Here is a 23,110-nt window from a genome sequence, read left to right as displayed (position 1 = left end):
GAGCACACGTTATTGTAGGCCCGGTAAGCGCAGCGCCACCGGGCATATCGCCTTATCCGGCCTACGGAGCATACGTTATCGTAGGCCCGGTAAGCGTAGCGCCACCGGGCATTTTACTGCTTATCCAGCCACGCCAGCGCCTGTTCTCCGGCCTCATCCATCGGTAAATACACCAACAACCGGGAGCCGTTACGCGGTGCGGAATACCAGTACATCTGCTGCAAACTAAAACGCCCTAACCGGGGATGGAGAAAATTCTTCACCTGGTTTTCCACGCCACGCACCTCATAACGCTGATGCCATAACGCTTCAAACTCAGAAGATGCGGCGAAAAAGCGCGCCAGTTTATTTTCCCACCCCGGATCGCCACGGTGTTCCGCCATTGCCGCACGAAAATAAGAGACAAACGTCGGCAGCACGTCGCGGTTTTCTATGCGGCTGCGCCAGGTTTCGTTGGTGAGGTAGAGGTAAATACAGTTGCGATCGTCATCCGGGATCGTGGCAAAATCCACGCCCATCAGCCGACAAAAACTCTCATTCCACGCCACAATATCAAAATTAGGTTTCTGAATGCTGGCTGGCTGCGGCATCAGGCTGTCAAGCATACGGCGGGTTCCCGCACTGATCCCCTCGCACACGGTGATCTGCGTCGATTCCGGCGGCGTCAGCCCGGCCAGTACAAACAGGTGTCGGGTTTCCAGCGGGCTGCATTGCAGCGCATTCGCAACGCCAACCAGTACCGACTCAGAGGGATTCACCTCCCGCCCCTGTTCCAGCCAGGTGTACCAGGTCACGCCAACTTCCGCCAGCATCGCCACCTCTTCGCGGCGCAGACCAGGCGTTCGCCGCCGACCGACGCGCGGCAGCCCCATACGTTGTGGATCGAGGCTTTCCCGCCGGGCGCGTAAAAATGCGCCGAGCTGCTTCCGGTTGTCTGCGGGTTGCATCACCGTGGGCTCACGTCGCGTCATCACCGTCATATTACCTCCAGCATGGTAGTACCAATACCAGTATAACCAGGAACTGGTACCCGTTTAATTCTTCAGTAATGCTACGTCCATCTGTTGAATGACGCAATGGAGTTACCATGAATACGTCAGTCGTTTCACTCAGTCGCACCGGGCTATCGCTCTTGCTGACAGGCCAAATGCTGCCGCTTATTGATACATCGATTACCAACGTCGCCCTGGAGTCCATTACCCGCTCTTTGCAGGCGACGACGACGCAACTGGAGTTAATTGTCGCCCTCTATGGGATAACGTTCGCGGTCTGTCTGGCGCTGGGGAGCAAGCTCGGCGATAACTACGGTCGCCGCCGCCTGTTTATGTGGGGAGTCGCATTCTTTGGCGTCGCCTCCCTGCTCTGCGGTCTGGCGAACTCTATTCACATGCTGCTGGGCGCCCGTATTTTGCAGGGGGCTGGCGCGGCGTTGATCGTGCCGCAAATTCTCGCCACGCTTCACGTCACGCTAAAAGGAAGCGCGCACGCAAAGGCCATCAGTTTATATGGCGGTATTGGCGGCATTGCCTTTATCGTCGGTCAAATGGGCGGTGGCTGGCTGGTCTCGGCGGATATCGCCGGGCTTGGCTGGCGCAACGCATTTTTTATTAATGTCCCGGTCTGCCTTCTGGTACTGGCATTCAGCCGCCGCCACGTTCCCGAAACGGCCAGCGAAACCCGCGCCGACATCGACTGGTTGGGCACCGTCTGTCTGGCCGCCATCCTCTGCTGCCTGCTTTTTCCTATGGCGCTGGGGCCAGAAACCGGCTGGCCCTGGCAGGCTCAGGCGGCGCTATTTGCCATTCTCCCGCTGGGATGGTGGATGCGTAAAAATGCGCTCCGGCAGGAGCTGCGCCACCAGCACCCGCTTCTGCCGCCGCGCCTGTTACGGCTGACCAGCATCCGTTTCGGCATTCTGATCGCATTGCTGTTTTTTAGCGCATGGTCGGGTTTTATGTTCTGTATGGCGCTGACTCTGCAAATGGGTCTGGGGATGGCGCCGTGGGAATCCGGCAACAGCTTTATCGCCCTCGGCGCGACCTATTTCATCTCGGCCTGCTACGCACCGCGATTGATTGCGCGCTACAGCATGGGGCGTATTCTGTTGATGGGTCTGGCGATTCAGATAGTCGGCTTAGCCGGGTTAATGATGACCTTCTGGCATTCGGGCATGCAAACATCCACCTTCGCGCTGGCGCCGGCAACGGCCCTGATAGGTTATGGACAGGCGCTGATCGTGAACAGCTTTTATCGTATCGGCATGCGCGATATCAGCACGCAGGATGCCGGAGCCGGAAGCGCCATTTTAAGCACGTTGCAGCAAGCCACATTGGGGCTTGGCCCGGCGGTGCTGGGGGCGTTATTTTTGCATCTGCAACACAATAGTCACGGCGATTATACGCAGTCGGTGATCGGTTTTCTGGCCGTCGAAGCCGCCATGATGCTCAGTCTGGTTCTGGCGACATTATGGTTTCGCCGCGCATTGAATATCAATGCAGCCCGCCCCTGTATGGCGTCAAAATAGCAAACCTGCATCGTGCAATTTGCATAATATCCGCACAGCGGTCATCATAGACCGCTGTTTATAAAGGAGACGTTATGCAGGAATTAATATCTCAGGTAGAAGAACTCGGGATCGAAATGAATCACACCACTTCGCTGGTGATGATTTTTGGCATTATTTTTCTCACTGCCATCATTGTGCATATTATTTTGCATTGGGTGGTGCTGCGAGCCTTTGAAAAGCGCGCCAGCGCCAGTTCACGCCTGTGGCTGCAAATCATTACCCAGAATAAATTATTTCACCGCCTGGCGTTTACGCTCCAGGGGATTATCGTCAATATTCAGGCTGTGCTCTGGCTACAAAAGGGGACTGAGGCAGCTGAGATATTAACCACCTGCGCACAGCTGTGGATCATGATGTATGCCCTGTTATCCGTCTTTTCATTACTGGATGTTATTCTCAACCTGTCGCAAAAATTCCCGGCGGCGTCTCAGCTTCCGCTGAAAGGGATATTCCAGGGCATCAAGCTCATCGGCGCCATTATCATCGGTATTCTGATGATCTCCCTGCTGATAGGTCAGTCTCCGGCTATTCTCATTAGCGGTCTCGGCGCGATGGCCGCCGTCTTAATGCTGGTGTTTAAAGACCCCATTCTCGGTCTGGTCGCGGGTATACAGCTTTCAGCGAACGATATGCTGAAGCTGGGCGACTGGCTGGAAATGCCGAAATACGGCGCGGACGGCGCGGTGATCGATATCGGCTTAACCACCGTGAAAGTGCGTAACTGGGATAATACCATTACCACCATCCCCACCTGGTCCCTGGTTTCGGACTCTTTCAAAAACTGGAGCGGCATGTCCGCCTCTGGCGGTCGCCGAATTAAACGCAGCATCAGTATCGACGCCACCAGCATTCATTTTCTTGATGAGGATGAGCAGCAGCGTTTATATAAAGCGCATTTGTTAAAGCCCTATTTAACCACCCGCCATCAGGAAATCCAGGAATGGAACCAACAGCAGACTGCGCCGGAATCCGTACTCAATCATCGTCGGATGACCAATATTGGCACTTTCCGCGCCTACCTGAATGAATATTTACGCCACCATCCGCGTATCCGCAAAGATATGACCATGATGGTACGCCAGCTTGCGCCGGACGATCAGGGTTTACCCATTGAGATTTACGCGTTTACCAATACCGTGGTGTGGCTGGAATATGAAAGTATTCAGGCCGATATTTTCGACCACATTTTTGCCGTGGTCGAAGAGTTTGGCTTACGGATTCACCAGTCCCCTACAGGAAACGATATTCGCGCGCTGTCCGGGGCGTTTCAGCGCTAATATTCAGGTACTGGCGCGGGAAATATAGCGCCAGTCCATCATCACCCTTTCGGTTGACGCATCCGGGTGTTCAATCCGGTTCAGCAGCAGCCCGACCGCTTTACGGCCAATATCGCGGGAAGGCTGCTCGATAGTGGTCAGTTGCGGGGAGACCATCTCCGCCAGTTCCGTACCGTCAAAACCCACGACGGCGATATCCTGCGGGATGCGCAATCCGGCGTTGGCAATAGCGCGCATGGCCCCTGCCGCCAGGGTATCCGATACCGCAAAAACCGCATCCGGGCGCGTTTCGGCCGCCAGCAAAACGTCCATCGCCGCCATTCCGGCGCTGGAACTCAGTTCGCTGGCATACTCTACCGCCTGATAATCCAGAGACCAGGCATGAAGCGCCGCCTTATACCCCCGCTCCCTCAGACGCGCATATTTATAGCTTAAGTCATGGTTGATCAGCGCAATCCGCTGATACCCCTTTTCGACCAGATGGGAGATGACCGACTGTGCGGCATCAACGTCATTGATCCCCACACAGGAGACCGCGCCTTTATCGGCGTATTCCGCGCACTGCACCCACGGCGCATCGCCGATCATGGTGGTCAGCTCCGGTAATTTTGAAAACGCGTCCATAGTGATAATGCCATCGACAATTTTCCCCGAGAGCAGTTTCAGCGCCGATTTTGAACGCGCCATATCCGATCCTGAATTACACAGCAGAATGCGATACCCGTTTTTCTCCGCCTCTTCTTCAATGCCCTTCACCACTTCTGCGCAAAAAGGGTTCGCAATATTTGAAACCATCACCAGAATCATTGAGCTGCGCGCGGTGCGAAGCTGGCGCGCCAGCAGGTTGGGCTGATAGTTACTTTCCTTGATGGCTTGCAGCACGCGCTCGCGGTTTTTGGCTTTGACGGTATCACTGTTATTGAGCACGCGTGATACCGTCGCCACCGACACACCGGCGAGCTGGGCGATTTTTTGAATAGACATAACGGCGACACATCCTGCGGTTTGCGCTTTGTGTTGAGGCTACCATAAAATCGCCCTCCGGCGAACCGGGCGAAGGTTTACCGCATCACGCTCACCCACCGCTGGTGTTGATGGCTTTTCACAATGGCGTCAATGATATACATCACGTCAGCACCGTCCGCGAACGAGGCAAAACGACGCACCTCCGGCGCGGGCATTTTTCCTGCCTGCACCGCAAGATAAAACTGCTGCATCATGTTTTTAAAGGCATCCGGCCAGCCCTCAATATGCCCACCGGGAAAGTGCGCGCTGCCAGCCACATCCGCGTTCATTAATCCGGGGTCGTCCGTCAGGATCTGATTCGCCTGCTGCCGGTGGCCGATCCACAACTGCTGCGGCACTTCCTGATCCCAGGCCAGCGAACAGTGACTGCCGTTAATCTCAAATGTCAGCTGGTTTTTCCGCCCGGCGCTCACCTGTGAAACGCTGAAACAGCCTTTGCTGCCGTCATCAAAACGCACCAGCACCGCACCTCTGTCTTCCGTGCTGACCGGTTTATCTACCCACTGGCGTTCCGTGAGCGGCTGAGTAAACGTCGAGCCCCCTTCCACGCTGGCCTTACGCGTTGGCCAGACCGTGGCAAGATCCGCCATCACCTCCACAATCCGCTTTCCAGTAACAAACTGCACCGTGTCGCACCAGTGTGAACCGATATCCGCCACCGCGCGTGAGCTCCCGCCAAGCGCGGGGTCTACGCGCCAGTTATAGTCGGTTTCCAGCAGCATCCAGTCCTGCAAATAACTGCCCTGCACGGAAAACTGCCGCCCGACGCTCCCGGCGCGTACCATGCTGGCGGCCTGCTGCACCATCGCAAACTGCCGGTAGACAAAACTCACGCCATGCACCACCCCCGCCTGCTCCGCCAGCGCGGCCAGTTCACGCGCTTCATCCGGCGTCATGCAGAGCGGTTTTTCGGAGAACACAGACAACCCCGCCCGCAACGCCTGGCGATTAATGTCGGCATGAAGATAGTTCGGCGTGCAGTTGTGTACCACCTGCAATCCCGGATGCGCCAGTAATGCCTCCACGCTGCCGTAAGCGTGCGGAACGTTTAGCGCCCGGGCTTTCTCCTGCGCCTTCTCCAGCGAACTGTCGCAAAGCGCAACCACCGATACGTTTCCCGGTCGGCGCAAGGCTTCAATATGCGCAGGGCCAATAAACCCGGTTCCGATAATACCAACCTGAATCATTTACGTACCTCATCACCCGCAGCGAAATCATCAAACGCATGCTCAGAAACCGGAATAATATGACGGCGAATAAATTCACTGCCCTCACGCGCGCCGGTGGCGGCTTCTTTCAGGCAGCACTCCCACTCCAGTACCGCCCAGCCGGGGTAATCATATTGGGCGAACTTGCTGAACAGCGTTTTGAAATCCACCTGTCCGTCGCCCGGCGAACGAAACCGCCCGGCCCGTTCAATCCAGGGTTGATACCCGCCGTATACGCCGCTACGGCTGCTGGCGCGATACTCGGCATCTTTCACATGAAACGCTTTAATGCGCGAGTGGTACACATCCACAAAGCCCAGATAATCCATCTGTTGCAGCAGCAGGTGGCTGGGATCGTACAGAATATGGCAACGCGGATGATCGTCGACCAGCGCTAAAAAACGCTCGAACGTGACGCCATCGTGCAAATCCTCGCTGGGGTGAATCTCATAACACACGTCCACGCCATGCTCATCAAAGCAGTCGAGAATCGGTCGCCAACGGCGCGCCAGTTCGCTGAATGCCTCGTCAAAACGCTGACGATTATGCGGCGGCCAGGGGTAAAAATAGGGCCAGGCGAGCGAACCGGAGAAGGTGGCATGTGCGGTCAGCCCCAGTTTTTGCGAAGCGGCGGCAGCCTGTTGCAACGTCTGCGTCGCCCATGCCTGTCGCGCCTGCGGGTTTCCGCGCACCGACTGCGGCGCAAAACCGGCAAACGCCTCATCATAGGCCGGGTGTACCGCAATCAGTTGACCTTCAAGATGGGTCGATAATTCACTGATGACCAGGCCGTGATCCGCCAGCATCCCGCGAATATCATCACAGTAGGTCTGGCTCACGGCGGCCTGTTCAACATCAAACAACGCTTTATGATTGCAGGGGATCTGCAAGGCCTTATAACCCAGCCCTGCCGCCCAACCGGCCAGCCCTTCCAGCGTATTAAACGGGGGTTGCCCCCCGATAAACTGCGCCAGAAAAATACCCGGTCCCTTAATGGTTCTCATAACCCCTCCTGAAAATTACGCCTGCTCTTTCTCGTCATACTTGAAAGCGAAAAGGAAAATCGCGGCAATCACCGCAGCGGCCACTGCCGGGAGCCACCAGAACGTTACCCAGGCCTGAGGAACCGCCTGCCCCGCCACCAGGCGGTTGTACAGCGCGCCGGAGATCTGCGAGCCGAGCAGCATACCGATGCCATAGGTAAACATGACGATCATACTTTGCGCCTGCCCCTTCACCTTTTCTCCGGCAATACGATCGGTATAGATAAAACCCACGACAAAGAAAAAGTCATAGCACACGCCATGAAGCAAAATACCGAGATAGAGCAGGAAGCGCCCCTCTTCGCTGATGCCGAGCGCAAAGAAGGCATAACGGACAAACCAGGCGCACATCCCGATCAGCAGCATGTATTTCACCCCCAGGCGGCGGAACAAGAAGGGGATCACCAGCATAAAGACGATTTCGGACATCTGGCCGAATGACATCGCGGTGCTGACATCGCCCACGCCAGCATCCGCCAGGAACGAGGCGGTATAGGCGTAGTAAGTTCCCAGCGGCACGGAGATTAACGTCGCGCAAAGCGAGAACACAAAGAAGTGGCGGGTCTTGAGTAATGCAAACGCATCAGCGCAAAAAAGATCGCGTATCTTCACCGGCAACCCCTTCGCTGGCGCAGGGGTGTGCGGCAGCGTCAGGCTGTAGAGCGCCAGAATCACAGAGCAGAGCGCGGCAAGCGTGAAGATCCCGGTGGTGTCGGAAATCCCCGTCACGCCGATAAAAATACCGGCCACAATCCAGCCAATCGTGCCGAACACGCGTACAACCGGGAAGGTTTTATCTTTATCTGACAGGCTATGAAAGGCGATGTTGTTGGTCAGCGCCAGCGTTGGCATGTAGCACAGCGTATAGCCAAACAGCAGCCCGATGAGCAATGCCCCGTTTTGCGCCACCAGCGCCTGCGGCACAAACCACAGAATCGCCGCCCCCGCCACATGCATCACCGCCATCACTTTTTGCGACGCAAAGAAGCGATCCACCAGCATCCCCAGTACAAACGGCGACAGGATGGAGGCGATCGGCCCGGCGGAAAACGCATCGCCAATCAGCAGCGACATGTTGTACTGGGTCATCACCAGCCCCAGCGTCACCGACCAGCTCCCCCAGATGAAGAACTGTAAGAACATCATTAACGACAGTCTCGGCACCAGCAGCCGGTACTGTACGGTCTGTTTTCCACTACTTTCGGTTGTCGACACCATTTTTTTGCCTCACCTTTAAAAAGTAATCGATTACAAATAAACTCAAAATAAAAAGTAATCGATTACAAAACAAAGATCCTGCGGATCAAATAAGAATTGCGAGGAGAGTCACGATAAAGGTGAAGTGTGGCGCGGCGCGCGATGTTGCGGGTGGCGGCTGTGCAGGCCCGGTAAGCGCAACGCCACCGGGCAGCAGGATTAACGGGTTTTACGGCGCAGTAATTTAAAGGCAACGAACAGGAACAGTATCCATACCGGCAGCAATATCGCCGACATGCGCATATCGTCAATGGTACACATCAGAACCAGAATCATCGCCAGAAAAGCAATGCACAGGTAGTTCCCGGCAGGGTACAGCAACGCCCTGAACTGCGTGTCGCGACCTTTGCGCCGCATCGCCGCGCGAAAACGCAGGTGCGCCAGGCAGATCATAATCCAGTTCAGCAGCAGCGTGGCGACCACCAGCGCCATCAGTAAGCCAAAGGCTTTCTGCGGCAGCAGATAGTTGATGAGTACCACCAGCGAGGTGATAGCGCCAGAGAGCACCAACGAGTTCACCGGTACGCCACGGCGACTGACGCGGGTTAAAAACTTCGGCGCATTTCCCTGAACGGAAAGACCGAACAGCATACGGCTGTTGGAATAGACGCCGCTGTTATAAACCGACAGCGAGGCCACCAGAATGACAAAGTTCAGCGCAGAAGCCACCACGTTACTGTCGAGATTATGGAAAATCATCACGAACGGGCTGCTGTTGGATTGCACTTCCACCCACGGATAAAGCGCTAACAGCACCACCAGCGAGCCGATATAAAACAGCAGAATACGGTAAACCACCTGATTCACCGCTTTTGGAATGCTTTTATGCGGATCGCGTGCTTCAGCGGCGGTGATCCCAATAAGCTCAAGCCCGCCGAAAGAGAACATGATCACCGCCAGAGAGAGGATCAGCCCGTTCCAGCCGGTAGCGAAAAAGCCGTTGTAGCGCCAGAGGTTCTCGATACTGGCATGTTCTCCCCCGTTACCAGAAAAGAGCATCCACAGGCCAAAGCCGATCATGCCGATAATCGCCAGCACTTTGATTAGCGCAAACCAGAACTCCGTTTCACCGTACAGGCGCACGTTCACGAGGTTAACGGCGTTGATGATAATGAAGAACGCGGCGGCCCAGATCCAGGTTGGAACATCGGGAAGCCAGTATTGCATATAGATACCGGCGGCAGTCAGCTCCGCCATCCCAACCAGTACGAACATGACCCAGTAGTTCCAGCCGGAAAGAAAACCGGCGAAGGGGCCCCAGTATTTGTATGCAAAGTGCGCGAAAGAGCCGGAAACGGGTTCTTCAACCACCATTTCACCCAGCTGGCGCATGATGAGGAAAGCGATAATTCCGGCGACGCCGTAACCCAGCAGAACCGCCGGGCCAGCCATTTGAATGGCGGGGCCAATTCCCAGAAACAGACCTGTACCAATTGCGCCGCCCAGCGCAATCAATTGAATATGGCGGTTTTGCAACCCCCGTTGAAGCGTCGGCTCTCCGTTCGACGCAGCATCAGGCAAACTGTTGCCAGATGCAGTTGACGCGTTTTTCACGCCCTACCCCTGTATCGTTTTTATTGAAGGGGCACCTTTTAACATTTCGCTATAGTTGCCGCAAGGCACAATCCTCAGGGATGCGCCAGGCATCCCTGCCTGACGCCCCGAGGCGACGCTATTTATTATTTGTTCAGATCAATACGCACCACGCTGTCTGGCGCATCAGTCGAGTGATCTTTATTGAATTTCTGTTTCACCGTGACATACAGCGTCTGGCCATCGGCGGACAGCAGCAGGCTGTTTGGATTCGGCGGCAGATCCCAGGATTTCTTCACGCTGTAATCCGTCGCGTTGAGGCTGAGCAACTTCCCGGACTCACGCTGAGAAATATAAAGTTCATTGCGTTTCGGGTTGAATTTCACCGATAAGGAATCGCCCACATCCAGCTGTTTGATGAGTTTGCCCGTATGGATATCCAGCACCAGCGTGGTTTTCGCTTTGGAGTTGTCGGTAACAAACAGGCGACCGGTTTGCGTATCTTCCGCCATATTCAGCAGCAGCGCCGGTTTATCACCCAGCGGTTTCCAGCGTTTTTCTACGCGCTGCGTGCGAGGATTGATAACCAGAATTTCACCGCCGCCATTCGCGGCATAGATACGCTGCGTGCTGTCAGAGTAGTGCAGACCGGTCATCCATTTACCGGTATTTTTGATGCGGGTTTTCAGCTTCAGGGTGTCGGCATCGACGACCCAGATCACCGCCGGATCGGCAACGGCGCCGATATACAGCAGGCCGTTATGCAGCAGAACCTGACGCGCGCCGTACGGGAATCCTTCCGGGTTACGTTCCGGGAAGAGCACACGGTTTTTCACTTTGCCGTCGGCGGTATTCAGCGCGCTCACGCCACCATCCAGCGAATTGGTGACATAGACGGTTTTACCGTCCGGCGAAATCGCCATACCGAAGTTTTTCAGGTCAGTGTGGCTGGCGCCAATGGTTTTCAGCGTCTTCGGGTCCAGTTTGTAGACCACCCCGCCCTGCACATCTTTAAAACCTTCGGCGCTGGCAACGTAAAGCGCATCGCCTGACGGGCTTAACGCCATTTCATACAATCCATCGGCTAAATCACGTTTCTGAACATCGGTCGCAACGGCTGGCGCAGTCGGCGTTGCCTGCGGCGCAACGGGGGTTGAAGAGCCGGAAGTGGCCGCACAACCACTTAATGCAACGGCAATCAGCAGGGCCAACGCGGATGTTGTCTTTTTCATTTTGGAAATCCTTACCTGGGTAATGTGAACCATGTGAAAAAAGCCTGATAACGTCCTTTGCACGCGGCAGTGACGTGATGAACCATCCGTGTAGAGAGGGAAAGTCTTACGAACCGTAAGCGCATTCGCCGCCAGGCCATTAAATAATAAAGAGAATGAGAACTATACTTATTCTCTTTAGCGAAGCAAGAATAATTCACCCGAAAGACGAAATTTCAAAACGGTGGTTTGAAGTACAAGTCAGATAGACATACCTGGGCACGTCGTATAATTTTCGTGAATTGTTCTGGACGAAAAGGCTTCACACACCACAGAATATGTTTTAATTTTTTTTCTATATTTTCAAACGCGTGAGTCGGATCTACTATCTGTCACTCGTTTTTGAGTCACGTCGGGCATCGGCTGTCATGAATAAAATCATTAAACGGTTAGAGATCGTCAAAAGCGCCATCGAACTTGAGGATGAGGAGATCATCCATCAGCAACTTGCGCACCTGAAAGACGCCTCTCTGGATGCGGCCATCGGCACCATTGCCCTGGCGATCGAGGAGCGACGTTTCGGCGACGCGATGCGTGAAATTGCCGCCTGGTTACAGTCCCAGCGCGCCGTCTCGACGTGGCAGGACCCCGGCATCGCCGCCAGCAAGCTGGAACTGAAGGCGCTCGAAACGCAGCTACGCGAGCTGATCGACAAACGCAATGCCCGCATCCAGATCCTTGACGACTTCAACGATTTGTATCACTTGCGCCTTGGCCCGCTCATGGGCCGTATTCTGGAGCTGCGCAAACAGCTGGCCGCCAGCGCGCAGCGTAGGCAAGAGGCCGAACTCAGACGACGTGAAAAGGACTATCAGTCCTGCCAGCAGTATATTTCTCAGGCTATCGATCAGTTAGTGAAGCTTAAACAGCACTGGGTAAGCCTTAGCTCAACCTCCCGGGAAGCGGTGGAAACCAGAGAGCGTATTCAGCAGCAGACGGAACTTATCACCTCCCTGCTGGCGGAAATTCGCGAGCTGGAGAATGATTTCTCGCGTCAGGATGACAGCGCAACCCGACAGGCGCGTGAAGAGGCCGATCACGAATATGAGGAATATCAGGAGCAGCATCAGGATGCGCAGCACCGCTATGCGCGCGATCAGCGCCTCTCTGCTGATGAACGTAATGAGCTTAAACGCCTGTGGCGCCAGGCCAGCCGACTCTGCCACCCGGACGTGGTCGCCGATGAGCTGAAAGAAAAAGCGCACCAGATGATGGTTCAACTTAACCAGGCCCGGCAGAATGCCGACCTGGCCACGATCCGTTCGCTACTTACCCAGTTGCAAAGTGGTCTGGAGCCGATGCTGGCGAGCGACAGGCTGAACAATCTTGCCCATCTGCGCAGTAAGATAGAGCAACTCAGAACGCAAATTAACGCCCTGCTCAAAGAGATAAGCGAGCTGGAAACGGAGAACGCCTGGCGTCTTGCCACATCCGTAACCGACAAAGAAGCGTACTTTGCCGAGCAGGAGCGCGCATTAGCGGAAATTCGCGATACGCTGGAAGTTCAGGTAAAACATGCGGAACAAGAGATCCTCGCAGGGTAAGGCGGAGCGTCAGGGAGGCAGGGATACCGTTGCTCACAACATCATCATGACCACCCTTTACCCTTTATAGCCGTCGAACTTTATTGCCCATTAAAAAACTAATGATGATTCTTTCGATCTCTGCTTCTTCACGCGAATTTTTAAAATCAAAACGACAGGAGACCTGATAACAGGAATACAGCTGATTCTCTGCATCAAATTCATTGACCATCACCACATCCACCACTTTTAAGTCGAGTTGCAAATAGCCGAATTGCTCAAAATCCAGAGACGCGCCTTTTATGACGGCATCTTTATAGAGAAAACGCGTATTCGCATCCTGCGCAATTAATGCGCATCCCCCCCTGGACATATTTTTAATTTTGAAAGAATAATTCTCTCCATTTTTATATCGTCCAAAGCAGTTGAAACTGTGTCCCTTCAGGAAGGAGAAGCGCTGATGCTGGCGTCGTTGTATAAGAAAGACCATCTCGGGAATGAAATACGCCAGCGCATTCTCCATGCCGTCTGACATTTCCTGATCAATTCTGGCGTTAAATTTTATAATTCCATTTTCACTGTGAAGAATAAACGTTTGGATCTTTTTGGTGACAATATCCTTATGGTGAGGGATAACAAAATGTTCAAAATCAACTTTTTCCAGCTGCGTGACCACACTAGTGTTGGCATATTTAAGCTCTAGTTTAGTCTTCTTTAGTAGCTCTTCACGGAAAACAGCGATAATTTCAAACTTGTTATCCTTCATCAATCCAAAACTCATCAGCAAGTCCTTATTTTTTATTCGAGATACATCTCATTCTCGTTTATGTGAAAAACGCAAAATCGTCCCCCATCCCTGGCTTTTGATTACCATAATGGATTCCAGATCAAATAATTCGTGAGAAATTAAGTTTTTAACTATTTTTGCCGTTTTATTGATACATAAAAACATTCATAAATGATTAAAGTTAGCGTAACTTATGTGCTACACAATACAAATTTAACTCAAAATTATAACAATTTGGAATAACATCGCTGCTCGTGCCGCGATTCTGAAATAAAAAAAGAGGGATTGCAATATAAACTAAAGGAGTAGACTGTCGGATTTTTTCATTATGCGTGGAATTTATACTGCGGCATCGTCTTTAATATTGAAGAAGATCTGGAGAACAAAAATGTAACGTCAGGAGGGAAAAAATAATAATGAACCTGAGTAGAGACACTTAAAATAAATTAACCTGTTAAGGCTTACTTTCTTTATGGCAATAAAGACAAAATATTCACAACGCAACAGTAATAAATTGATTTTAAAAGACAAACATAATTCACCGTTCAATACGCTATGGCATCTCATCCGGCCCATGAAGCGTACTCCACGGGCCGGACGACTGGCGCAGCAGGTATAACGTTATGAGCGCTTATGTTGATGCGTGCGCAACCACATCAGTTTATACGCCGCCGGAATGATAAATAGCGACAGCAGCGGCGCGGTGATCATACCGCCAATCATCGGCGCGGCAATACGGCTCATCACTTCTGAACCCGCCCCGGTTCCCCATAAAATAGGTAACAGACCGGCGATAATCACCGCCACGGTCATGGCCTTTGGCCGCACGCGGAGAACCGCACCGTGGTACAGCGCCTCATCAAGTTTCTCTGCCGTAAAGGTTTGTGGATTATCCAGAGACGGCTCCGCTTCAATCGCATGACGCAAGTACATCAGCATGACCACGCCAAACTCTGCGGCGACGCCTGCCAGCGCGATGAATCCTGTTCCGGTGGCAACGGACAAATGAAAGCCCATCCAGTACAGGAACCAGATCCCGCCGACCAGGGCGAAAGGAACGCTGGTAATGATCAGCAGCGCTTCCCCCACCCGACGAAACGCCAGATACAGCAGAACGAAAATAATCATCAGCGTCATCGGCACCATCAGCTTCAGCTTATGGCTGGCGCGTTCAAGCAGCTCAAACTGCCCGGAAAACGCCACGCTGGTTCCCGGTTTCAACTGCACCTTTTCCGCGATCGCTTTTTTCAGATCGTTAACTACCGACACCATGTCACGATCGCGCGCATCAATATAGATCCAGCTTGCAGGTCGGGCATTTTCGGTTTTCAACATCGACGGTCCTGGCGCGATCTTCACGTCCGCCACATCCGCCAGGGTAATTTGCTGCTGCATTGGCGTCAGAATCGGCAGTTGACGTAAGGTTTCCGGGCTGTCGCGATAACGTTGCGGGTAGCGCAGGTTAATAGGATAACGCGCAATCCCCTCCACGGTTTCGCTTACCATCGCCCCACCAACTGCGGAGGTAATAAACAGTTGTACATCACCGACGGTCATCCCGTAACGGGCGGCTTTTTCACGATGAATGTCGATATTGAGGTAACGGCCTCCTTCCAGCCGTTCCGCCAGCGCCGACGCAACGCCCGGTACGGTTCTGGCAACCTCTTCGATCTGCTCCGCCGTGGCATCAATATCAGCCAGCACGGTGCCGGACACTTTAATACCGATCGGGCTTTTTATCCCGGTAGACAACATGTCGATTCGGTTACGGATTGGCGGCACCCACAGATTCGCCAGCCCCGGTAATCGCACCGTTTTATCCAGTTCTTCGATGATTTTGTCCATCGTCATTCCCGGTCGCCACTGATCCTGCGGTTTCAGTTGGATCGTCGTTTCCACCATCTCCAGCGGCGCAGAGTCGGTGGCCGTTTCCGCCTTGCCGGTTTTGCCGAACACGCGCGCCACTTCCGGCACCGTCATGATCAGCTTATCGGTTTTTTGCAGCATATCCGCCGCCTGCGCCGCCGAAATCCCCGGTAGCGTGGAAGGCATATACAGCAGATCGCCCTCGTTAATTTGTGGTAAGAACTCCCCGCCCACTTTATTAAGCGGCCAGATGACCGTCAGGATCGAAAGTACCGCCACCAGCAGCGTGGTCTTCGGCCAGTGCAGCACTTTCAACAGCAGCGGGTGATAAATGCGGATCAAAAAGCGGTTAAGCGGATTACTGCTCTCTGCCGGGATCTTGCCGCGAATCCAGTAGCCCATCAGGATCGGGATCACCACGATCGCCAGGAAGGCCGCCCCTGCCATCGCATAGGTTTTAGTGAATGCCAGCGGGCCGAACAAGCGTCCTTCCTGCCCTTCGAGGGTAAAAATCGGGATGAACGACAGGGTAATAATCAGCAGGCTGATAAACAGCGCCGGGCCCACTTCCACCGAGGCGTTCGTGATAACCTTCCAGCGCGTTTCGTTATCCAGCGGGTCGCCGGGATGCTGGTGCCCCCACTCCTCCAGCCGTTTATGCGCGTTTTCGATCATCACAATCGCGGCATCCACCATTGCCCCTACCGCAATGGCGATCCCGCCGAGCGACATAATATTGGCGTTCAGCCCCTGAAAATGCATCACGATAAAGGCAATACAGAGGCCCAGCGGCAACGAAATGATCGCCACCAGCGCAGAGCGGACATGCCACAGGAACAGCGCGCAGACCAGCGCAACCACAATAAACTCTTCGAGCAATTTGTAGCTGAGGTTATCAATAGCGCGGTCAATCAGCTGGCTGCGATCGTAGGTTGTCACGACGTCAACGCCTTCCGGCAGGCTGCTTTTCAGCGTTTCCAGCTTCGTCTTCACGGCGGAAATAACGTCCCGGGCGTTTTTACCGGAACGCAGGATCACCACCCCGCCCGCCACTTCGCCTTCGCCGTTCAGTTCAGCAATGCCCCGGCGCATTTCCGGGCCAATCTGTACGCGGGCGACATCGCGAAGGTACACCGGAACGCCGTTCTCACCGGATTTCAGCACAATGTTGTTGAAGTCATCGAGGGTCTGCAAATAGCCGCTGGCGCGCACCATGTATTCCGCTTCTGACAGTTCGACGGAGGAGCCCCCCGCCTCCTGGTTGGACATATCCAGAGCCGACTTCACCTGCGCAAGGCTGATGCCATACTGCGTGAGTTTCATCGGGTCGATAACGACCTGGTACTCTTTCACCACGCCGCCGACCGAGGCCACTTCCGCCACATTCGGAATGGTTTTCAGCTCATACTTTAAAAACCAGTCCTGTAAAGAGCGCAGTTCCGCCAGATCGTGTTTACCGCTGCGATCCACCAGCGCATATTCAAATATCCAGCCGACGCCGGTGGCGTCTGGCCCCATTTCCGCGCTGACACCCGCAGGCAGTTTCCCCTGCACCTGATTGAGGTACTCCAGCACGCGGGAACGCGCCCAGTAGGGATCGGTGCCATCTTCAAAAATGACGTACACGTAAGAATCGCCAAACTGCGAGAAACCGCGCACCGTCTTCGCGCCTGGCACCGACAGCATGGTGGTCGTCAATGGATAGGTCACCTGATTTTCAACAATCTGCGGCGCCTGTCCCGGATAGCTGGTTTTCACAATCACCTGCACGTCAGACAGGTCAGGCAGCGCATCAACCGGCGTGTTAATGATGGTCCAGGTTCCCCAGATGCTGAGGAACAGCGCCCCCATCACAACCAGAAAACGGTTCGCTACGGAGCGGCGGATAATCCATTCAATCATTTGTCATTCCCTCAATGTGAATGGGCCGCATGATCGGGCGCAGCAGAGGAAGATTGCGCCCGCATACGATCCAGCGCGCCGGAGATATTGGCTTCTGAGTCAATCAGGAACAGTCCGCTGGAGACCACTTTTTCACCTTCGGCAAGCCCGGCGCGAATCGCCGTCACACCTTGTGATTCATGGAACACCGAGACCTGTTTCGGCACAAAGCGACCATCGTTGTCAACGGCGATCACCCGCTGTTCCGTTCCATTATCAATCAATGCCTTAGACGGGATTAGCAGCATCGGTTCGCTTTGCGTTTTCAGCTTCAGGTACGCATTCATTCCAGGCTTGAGCGCTTCATCCGGGTTATCAACCTGTAAGCGCAACTGGAGGGTACGGGTGGTGGCGTCCACGCTTGGCAGAATCGCCCATTTACTGATGGTGAAGCGTTTATCCGGCCACGCGGGCACGGTAATATCGAACTGCGAGGCATCTTTAATCAGCCATGCGATGGATTCAGGAACGGCCGCGCTGATCCACACCGGGTCCATCCCCTGGATTTTCGCCACCACGTTATCTTTGGCGATATTCATCCCGGCGCGCAGATCGAACGCGGTGATCACCCCATCAATAGGCGCTTTCAGGGTAAAGCGGGTTTGAATTTTACGGGTCGAGACTAAGCGGCGGATATCCTCTTCCGGCATCCCGGCCAGACGCAGTCGTTCAAGAATGCCTTCCACCTGCGTTGCCGTACCGCCCGTTTCCCGCAGCAGTAAATATTCACTCTGGGCTTCAACCCAGTCAGGAATGGTCAGGTCGATCAGCGGCGTTCCTTTCTTAATTTTATCCCCCACCGTCAGCGGCCAGACTTTATCGATAAAGCCAGCGGAACGCGCCTGCATAATCACAAACTGGTATTCATTGAAACTGACGTTAGCCGGAAAAGTTTGCGCGTAGCGCAGCGGCCCACGGCGGACAGCCTCCGTCTTTAACCCTAAATTCTGCGTCTGTACCGGATCGATACGCACGCCTGGCGCAGAGGTCGTGTCTGACTCTTCGTCAGCGTATTTCGCCACCAGGTCCATATCCATAAACGGCGATTTACCGGGCTTATCAAAGCGCGTATTCGGATACATAGGGTCATACCAGAACAGAACCTTACGGGCCTCTTTTTCGGAGGCAGGCGCAGTATCGACAGGCTGATGCGCAGACGAAAAATAAGCGTAAACGCCGACCGAGATAATCCCTCCGACGATCATACTGCCGAGAATAAGCGCGGTAGTTTTTATTTTTAAAGACGCCATAGTGACTTCCATTCGATCCATTTTCTGGATCAGTTACGCGGGAGAAATGCCCGCGCTTCTGTAAACCCGGGCAAGAACAAAGAGACAGCGAATACGCTTTACTGGCTGACCTGAATATCGCGTAATAAAGAGAGATTGCCCTGCTGAACGAAAGTAAACGCCACTTTGTCGCCGGGTTTAATGTCACCGGAACGGGTTTCCGGGGTCAGGGTAAAGCGCATCGTCATCGCAGGCCAGTTGACCGCCGGAATAGGTTCATGATCGATAGTCACTTTTTTCGTGTCTTTGTCGATGGCTTTAACCACGCCGGTTGAATGAATCACCTGCTCCTGCTGCGCCGCTGACGCGTTATTCATCATCTCGCCGTGGTGATGTTCATTCGCCTGAACGTTAAATACCACGGCGGAGAACAGACCCAAAATCGCCGCTTTTACTGTATTGTTCATCATGCTTTCTCCTGAAAATAACGATAAATTTTTATTCCACCCAACCGCCGCCCAGCGCGGTGAACAGCGTAATTTCATTAGCCTGTCGGGCGTAATTCAGATCGAGTAACGTTTGCTGGGTTGAAAACAGAGAGCGCTCCGCATCCAGCACTTCGATATAGCTGACCGCGCCATGCTGATAGAGCGCTCTGGCGCGTTGCAGCGTAATACGCAGCGAGCCCAGATAACGCTGTTGCGCGGTTATCTGGTCGGCCAGGCTCTGGCGCAAAGCCAGCGCATCCGCCACCTCTTTAAACGCGGTCTGGATCTTCTGTTCATAATTCACAACCGATTGCTGCTGGCGAATTTCCGCCAGATCGAGGTTGGCCTGATTACGTCCGGCGTTAAAAATCGGCAGTTCCACTTTCGGGATAAAATTCCACATCCCGCTCGCGGCATTAAATAAACGGGAGAGATCGCTGCTGCTGCCGGACACCCCGCTGGTCAGGGTAATGGTGGGAAAAAAGGCCGCGCGCGCCGCGCCAATATTGGCATTCGCCGCCATCAACGTATGTTCAGCTTCCATAATATCCGGGCGCTGCAACAAGATTTGCGAGGAAAGCGACGGCGGGAGCGTCACGTTTTTAATATCTCCGCTATCGCGCGCCCTGTCATCCGGCAGCGCAGAATAAGTGCCCAACAGCAATTGCAGCGCATTATTGGCCTGCGCCAGCTCGCCCTGTCGTTTCGCAATATCGCTGCGGGTGCTTTCAATCACGCCCCGCGCCTGTTCCAGCGCCAGCACGGTCGTGCTGCCGGTCAGCAACTGCTTTTCTACAAATGCGTAAGAGCGTGTATAGTTTTCCAGCGTTTCTTGTGCGATTTGCAACTGCGCGTACGCCAGCCGTTGATTAAAATAACTTTGCGCCACGTTTGAGATTAATAAGATATGCACTGCCCGGCGCGCTTCTTCGCTGGCAAAATAGTTCTGTCGGTCAGCCTCACTCATGTTTTTCAGCCGGCCAAAAAAGTCCAGATCAAAACTCAGATTCAGCCCGGCTTCATATTCGCGGGTACTGCTGCTGTCACCCTTTAATTTTCCTTCCCAGCTTCCGCTGGCATCGGAATTAAGCTGCGGATAACGATCGGCATCCGTCACCCGGTATTGCGCTCTGGCTTCCTGCACTTTCAGCGTCGCCATGCGCAAGTCACGGTTATTGCGTAACGCCTCGCCAATCAGCAACTTTACTTGCTCATCAACAAAAAAGGTTCGCCAGCCGGTCTCCTGATACCCCGCAGGCGCAGAAACCAGCGCATTCTGGCTCAGGGAGAATTGTTGCGGCACCGGCAACGCGGGCCGCTGATAGTCCGGCGCCAGCGAACAGCCCGTCAGAACAAGCATCACGCTGAGGGTAAGAAGCTTAAATTTGCGCATAGCGTTTCTCGTCCCAACGGGACTGATAACCATATAGTGAATGTGAATTTATGCCCTGTACCTTAACGAAGTGACTCTGTTCGGCCCGTGACAGGAAAATGACAAAGTTGTCATTTTCCCAATAACCGATTGCTATCCGATCCTGCTCCTCTAGAATTGAAAACCCGCCCAACCTTTGCGTGAAGGAAGACGTGATGAAGATTCTGATAGTCGAAGACGAGAAAAAAACCGGTGAATACCTGACCAAAGGTCTGACGGAAGCGGGCTTCGTGGTGGACCTGGCGGATAACGGGCTTAACGGGTATCACCTGGCGATGACGGGAGATTACGATCTGCTGATCCTCGACATCATGCTGCCGGATGTGAATGGCTGGGATATTGTCCGTATGCTGCGCACCGCCAACAAAGGCATGCCAATCCTTCTTCTTACCGCGCTGGGCACCATTGAACACCGGGTAAAAGGTCTGGAGCTGGGGGCTGACGACTATCTGGTTAAACCGTTCGCTTTCGCTGAATTACTGGCTCGCGTCAGAACGCTGCTGCGTCGCGGCGCGGCGGTGATGGTCGAAAGTCAGTTTCAGGTCGTGGATTTGACGCTCGATCTGGTCAGCAGAAAAGTGACCCGCAACGGCATGCGCATCACGCTCACCAGTAAAGAGTTTACGCTACTGGAGTTTTTCGTCCGCCACCAGGGAGAAGTCTTGCCCCGCTCGCTGATCGCTTCCCAGGTCTGGGATATGAACTTTGACAGCGATACCAACGCGATTGACGTTGCCGTTAAACGGCTGCGCGCGAAAATCGATAACGAGTTCGAACCGAAACTCATCCAGACCGTGCGCGGCGTGGGCTATGTGCTTGAGGTACCGGATGGTGACTAAACGCTTTCAGCGCCCTTTCTCGCTGGCGACGCGCCTGACATTTTTCATCAGCCTCGCCACCATTGCCTCTTTTTTCGCGTTTGCCTGGATCATGATTCACTCCGTAAAAGTGCATTTTGCCGAGCAGGATATCAATGACCTGAAAGAGATCAGCGCGACGCTGGAGCGAATCCTCACGCATCCCGACGAACCGGAAGCACGCCGACTGGAAATCCTAAAAAACGTTGCCGCCGGTTACTCGAACGTCATTATTTCGCTGGAAGATGCCAACCAGCGGGCGATTTTTCACTCTCCCGGTTCACCTGATCTTCGCCAGTTTATCGCCAAAGCCACGCCGGATAGCAGCGCGCGTAACGGCGATGTCTTTTTGTTGTCCAGCCCGGACTTACAAGGCAAGAGGCACGCTAACGGGCACGGTGCTCATTCCGCATGGCGCATGATTCGCCTGCCGGTCGGGCAACTCGCGGACGGGCAACCGGCCTACACGCTCTATATGGCGTTATCGATCGACTTCCATCTGCACTATATTAACGATCTGAAAAATAAGCTGATTATGACGGCTTCGCTGATTAGCATGATGATCATTTTTATTGTGCTGTTCGCCGTCTACAAAGGCCATGAACCGATTCGCAGCGTCAGCCGCCGGATTCAAAATATTACGTCGAAAGACCTCGATGTGCGTCTTGACCCGCAGGCCGTTCCGATTGAGCTGGAGCGGCTGGTGCTCTCGTTTAACCATATGCTTGAACGCATTGAGGATGTTTTTACCCGCCAGTCGAATTTCTCTGCGGATATCGCCCATGAAATTCGCACCCCGATTACGAACCTGGTGACGCAAACAGAGATTGCGCTAAGCCAGACCCGCAGCCAAAAAGAGCTGGAAGACGTACTCTACTCCAACCTCGAAGAGTTTGGCCGTATGTCGAAGATGGTAAGCGACATGCTGTTTCTGGCTCAGGCCGACAATAACCAGCTCATCCCGGAGAAAAAGGCGCTCGACCTGGCGGATGAAGTCCACAAGGTGTTCGACTTTTTTGAAGCCTGGGCAGAAGAACGCGAAGTGCGTTTGCATTTTGAAGGACGCGCATGTTGGGTATCCGGCGATCCCATCATGTTACGCAGAGCGCTCAGCAACTTGCTGTCTAACGCCATGCGCTACACCCCGAAAGGCGAAGCCGTTACCGTGCGGCTCAAAGAAATGGACAGACAGGCGCAGATTACCGTTGAAAACCCCGGCGCCCCCATTGCGCCAGAACATTTACCGCGCCTGTTTGACCGCTTCTACCGGGTTGACCCTTCCCGACAGCGTAAGGGCGAAGGCAGCGGAATTGGGCTGGCGATTGTCAAATCAATTGTCATCGCCCATCAGGGAACCGTGTCCGTAACGTCCGATCTGCGCGCAACGCGCTTTATTCTGACATTGCCGAAACATGGCGATTGAAATGCAGTGATAACGACGCAGCGAAATGAAGTCTGACAGAAAGGCGAGAATAAAGACTGGCGCGCCCTGCAGGATTCGAACCTGCGACCCACGGCTTAGAAGGCCGTTGCTCTATCCAACTGAGCTAAGGGCGCACTGTGTGAAGCGATGGCTTCATGCGGATGAAACGCGTGAATTATACGGTGAGCGCCTGCTGAGTCAATGGCTTTTGTTCTGGTTGCTGAGGAAGTGTACGAATATCTTTTTTTCTGGCGCTACGCAACTATCCAGGAAATCACCTGGTAAGAACTCGGCCTGCATAAAGTGGCATTTTAAGGATAAATGTATTTAGAAAATTAATGCGTTTACTTACTATTTCCTCCCCACTTCCCAGCTGTTCAGGA

17 protein-coding genes and 1 tRNA gene are annotated in these 23,110 nt (G+C 53.8%); 5 read left to right on the top strand and 13 right to left on the bottom strand.

Annotated elements, in window-relative coordinates; translation table 11 throughout:
• Positions 1 to 113: 113 nt before the first annotated feature.
• Entirely contained in the window at positions 114 to 980 is an 867-nt protein-coding gene (locus OGX75_RS16660) for a helix-turn-helix transcriptional regulator (RefSeq protein WP_049010291.1), read from the bottom strand.
• A gap of 107 nt (positions 981 to 1,087) precedes the next feature.
• Between OGX75_RS16660 and OGX75_RS16655 the strand changes: the two genes are divergently transcribed.
• Positions 1,088 to 2,524 (top strand): MFS transporter, encoded by a 1,437-nt coding sequence (locus OGX75_RS16655; protein ID WP_200091922.1) that lies wholly within the window; start codon positions 1,088 to 1,090, stop codon positions 2,522 to 2,524.
• Between the two features lie 74 nt (positions 2,525 to 2,598).
• Entirely contained in the window at positions 2,599 to 3,843 is a 1,245-nt protein-coding gene (locus tag OGX75_RS16650) for a mechanosensitive ion channel family protein (RefSeq protein WP_012133427.1), read from the top strand.
• Between the two features lie 3 nt (positions 3,844 to 3,846).
• Here OGX75_RS16650 and OGX75_RS16645 read toward each other — a convergent pair whose 3' ends face one another.
• The 6 genes from OGX75_RS16645 to OGX75_RS16620 all read right to left on the bottom strand — a co-directional run bounded on the left by OGX75_RS16645 (position 3,847) and on the right by OGX75_RS16620 (position 11,142).
• Positions 3,847 to 4,827: a LacI family DNA-binding transcriptional regulator gene (locus OGX75_RS16645; protein ID WP_071259815.1), complete on the bottom strand. Its 981-nt coding sequence runs from the start codon at positions 4,825 to 4,827 to the stop codon at positions 3,847 to 3,849.
• A gap of 77 nt (positions 4,828 to 4,904) precedes the next feature.
• Positions 4,905 to 6,056, bottom strand: coding sequence for a Gfo/Idh/MocA family protein (locus OGX75_RS16640; protein ID WP_200030743.1), 1,152 nt, complete (start codon positions 6,054 to 6,056; stop codon positions 4,905 to 4,907).
• Positions 6,053 to 7,081 carry a sugar phosphate isomerase/epimerase family protein gene (locus OGX75_RS16635; protein ID WP_198448384.1) on the bottom strand — a complete coding sequence of 343 codons (1,029 nt, stop codon included), beginning with the start codon at positions 7,079 to 7,081 and terminating at the stop codon, positions 6,053 to 6,055. The genes OGX75_RS16640 and OGX75_RS16635 overlap by 4 nt, the downstream gene beginning before the upstream one ends.
• A gap of 15 nt (positions 7,082 to 7,096) precedes the next feature.
• Complete coding sequence (locus OGX75_RS16630) at positions 7,097 to 8,338, bottom strand: MFS transporter (RefSeq protein WP_049010302.1); 1,242 nt, start codon at positions 8,336 to 8,338, stop codon at positions 7,097 to 7,099.
• 198 nt (positions 8,339 to 8,536) lie between these two features.
• The gene (gene pheP / locus OGX75_RS16625) at positions 8,537 to 9,931 is read right to left on the bottom strand and encodes a phenylalanine transporter (protein ID WP_049010305.1); all 1,395 of its coding nucleotides are present in this window, start codon (positions 9,929 to 9,931) and stop codon (positions 8,537 to 8,539) included.
• 125 nt (positions 9,932 to 10,056) lie between these two features.
• On the bottom strand, positions 10,057 to 11,142 hold the full coding sequence (locus tag OGX75_RS16620) for a YncE family protein (RefSeq protein WP_024130569.1): 1,086 nt from the start codon (positions 11,140 to 11,142) through the stop codon (positions 10,057 to 10,059).
• Between the two features lie 407 nt (positions 11,143 to 11,549).
• On the opposite strand from OGX75_RS16620, the gene OGX75_RS16615 reads away from it, so the two are divergent.
• Positions 11,550 to 12,725 carry a coiled-coil domain-containing protein gene (locus tag OGX75_RS16615; protein WP_012133435.1) on the top strand — a complete coding sequence of 392 codons (1,176 nt, stop codon included), beginning with the start codon at positions 11,550 to 11,552 and terminating at the stop codon, positions 12,723 to 12,725.
• Positions 12,726 to 12,789: 64 nt separating this feature from the next.
• Here OGX75_RS16615 and OGX75_RS16610 read toward each other — a convergent pair whose 3' ends face one another.
• The 5 genes from OGX75_RS16610 to OGX75_RS16590 form a co-directional block, all read right to left on the bottom strand.
• Positions 12,790 to 13,485, bottom strand: coding sequence for a flagellar brake protein (locus OGX75_RS16610; protein ID WP_012133436.1), 696 nt, complete (start codon positions 13,483 to 13,485; stop codon positions 12,790 to 12,792).
• 627 nt (positions 13,486 to 14,112) lie between these two features.
• Positions 14,113 to 17,259, bottom strand: coding sequence for a CusA/CzcA family heavy metal efflux RND transporter (locus tag OGX75_RS16605; protein WP_200073842.1), 3,147 nt, complete (start codon positions 17,257 to 17,259; stop codon positions 14,113 to 14,115).
• An 11-nt stretch (positions 17,260 to 17,270) separates the two neighbouring features.
• On the bottom strand, positions 17,271 to 18,548 hold the full coding sequence (locus OGX75_RS16600; protein ID WP_286451440.1) for an efflux RND transporter periplasmic adaptor subunit: 1,278 nt from the start codon (positions 18,546 to 18,548) through the stop codon (positions 17,271 to 17,273).
• A gap of 98 nt (positions 18,549 to 18,646) precedes the next feature.
• Positions 18,647 to 18,994, bottom strand: a complete 348-nt coding sequence (gene cusF, locus OGX75_RS16595; protein ID WP_024130571.1) for a cation efflux system protein CusF — start codon at positions 18,992 to 18,994, stop codon at positions 18,647 to 18,649.
• A 31-nt stretch (positions 18,995 to 19,025) separates the two neighbouring features.
• Positions 19,026 to 20,408, bottom strand: a complete 1,383-nt coding sequence (locus tag OGX75_RS16590) for an efflux transporter outer membrane subunit (protein WP_275055184.1) — start codon at positions 20,406 to 20,408, stop codon at positions 19,026 to 19,028.
• A gap of 194 nt (positions 20,409 to 20,602) precedes the next feature.
• Between OGX75_RS16590 and OGX75_RS16585 the strand changes: the two genes are divergently transcribed.
• Positions 20,603 to 21,286 (top strand): copper/silver response regulator transcription factor, encoded by a 684-nt coding sequence (locus OGX75_RS16585; RefSeq protein ID WP_275055185.1) that lies wholly within the window; start codon positions 20,603 to 20,605, stop codon positions 21,284 to 21,286.
• Positions 21,276 to 22,727 carry a Cu(+)/Ag(+) sensor histidine kinase gene (locus OGX75_RS16580; protein WP_047458304.1) on the top strand — a complete coding sequence of 484 codons (1,452 nt, stop codon included), beginning with the start codon at positions 21,276 to 21,278 and terminating at the stop codon, positions 22,725 to 22,727. Before OGX75_RS16585 ends, OGX75_RS16580 begins: the two co-directional genes overlap by 11 nt.
• Positions 22,728 to 22,784: 57 nt before the next feature.
• On the opposite strand, the gene OGX75_RS16575 is transcribed toward OGX75_RS16580, so the two are convergent.
• Positions 22,785 to 22,861, bottom strand: a tRNA-Arg gene (locus OGX75_RS16575).
• Positions 22,862 to 23,110 lie beyond the last annotated feature (249 nt).

Origin of the sequence: Citrobacter sp. CK199, from assembly GCF_030333285.1 — a bacterium.
GTDB lineage: Bacteria > Pseudomonadota > Gammaproteobacteria > Enterobacterales > Enterobacteriaceae > Citrobacter_B > Citrobacter_B koseri.
This window is presented reverse-complemented; position numbering and strand designations above follow the sequence as displayed.

What these genes read in the sequence shown, in the direction of transcription:
- OGX75_RS16610 (WP_012133436.1), bottom strand. Translation starts at nt 13,485, where the DNA reads ATGAGTTTTGGATTGATGAAGGATAACAAGTTTGAAATTATCGCTGTT.
- OGX75_RS16580 (WP_047458304.1), top strand. Translation starts at nt 21,276, where the DNA reads ATGGTGACTAAACGCTTTCAGCGCCCTTTCTCGCTGGCGACGCGCCTG.
- OGX75_RS16630 (WP_049010302.1), bottom strand. Translation starts at nt 8,338, where the DNA reads ATGGTGTCGACAACCGAAAGTAGTGGAAAACAGACCGTACAGTACCGG.
- OGX75_RS16615 (WP_012133435.1), top strand. Translation starts at nt 11,550, where the DNA reads ATGAATAAAATCATTAAACGGTTAGAGATCGTCAAAAGCGCCATCGAA.
- OGX75_RS16590 (WP_275055184.1), bottom strand. Translation starts at nt 20,408, where the DNA reads ATGCGCAAATTTAAGCTTCTTACCCTCAGCGTGATGCTTGTTCTGACG.
- cusF (WP_024130571.1), bottom strand. Translation starts at nt 18,994, where the DNA reads ATGAACAATACAGTAAAAGCGGCGATTTTGGGTCTGTTCTCCGCCGTG.
- OGX75_RS16640 (WP_200030743.1), bottom strand. Translation starts at nt 6,056, where the DNA reads ATGATTCAGGTTGGTATTATCGGAACCGGGTTTATTGGCCCTGCGCAT.
- OGX75_RS16635 (WP_198448384.1), bottom strand. Translation starts at nt 7,081, where the DNA reads ATGAGAACCATTAAGGGACCGGGTATTTTTCTGGCGCAGTTTATCGGG.
- OGX75_RS16660 (WP_049010291.1), bottom strand. Translation starts at nt 980, where the DNA reads ATGACGGTGATGACGCGACGTGAGCCCACGGTGATGCAACCCGCAGAC.
- OGX75_RS16620 (WP_024130569.1), bottom strand. Translation starts at nt 11,142, where the DNA reads ATGAAAAAGACAACATCCGCGTTGGCCCTGCTGATTGCCGTTGCATTA.
- OGX75_RS16650 (WP_012133427.1), top strand. Translation starts at nt 2,599, where the DNA reads ATGCAGGAATTAATATCTCAGGTAGAAGAACTCGGGATCGAAATGAAT.
- OGX75_RS16645 (WP_071259815.1), bottom strand. Translation starts at nt 4,827, where the DNA reads ATGTCTATTCAAAAAATCGCCCAGCTCGCCGGTGTGTCGGTGGCGACG.
- OGX75_RS16585 (WP_275055185.1), top strand. Translation starts at nt 20,603, where the DNA reads ATGAAGATTCTGATAGTCGAAGACGAGAAAAAAACCGGTGAATACCTG.
- OGX75_RS16600 (WP_286451440.1), bottom strand. Translation starts at nt 18,548, where the DNA reads ATGGCGTCTTTAAAAATAAAAACTACCGCGCTTATTCTCGGCAGTATG.
- OGX75_RS16655 (WP_200091922.1), top strand. Translation starts at nt 1,088, where the DNA reads ATGAATACGTCAGTCGTTTCACTCAGTCGCACCGGGCTATCGCTCTTG.
- OGX75_RS16605 (WP_200073842.1), bottom strand. Translation starts at nt 17,259, where the DNA reads ATGATTGAATGGATTATCCGCCGCTCCGTAGCGAACCGTTTTCTGGTT.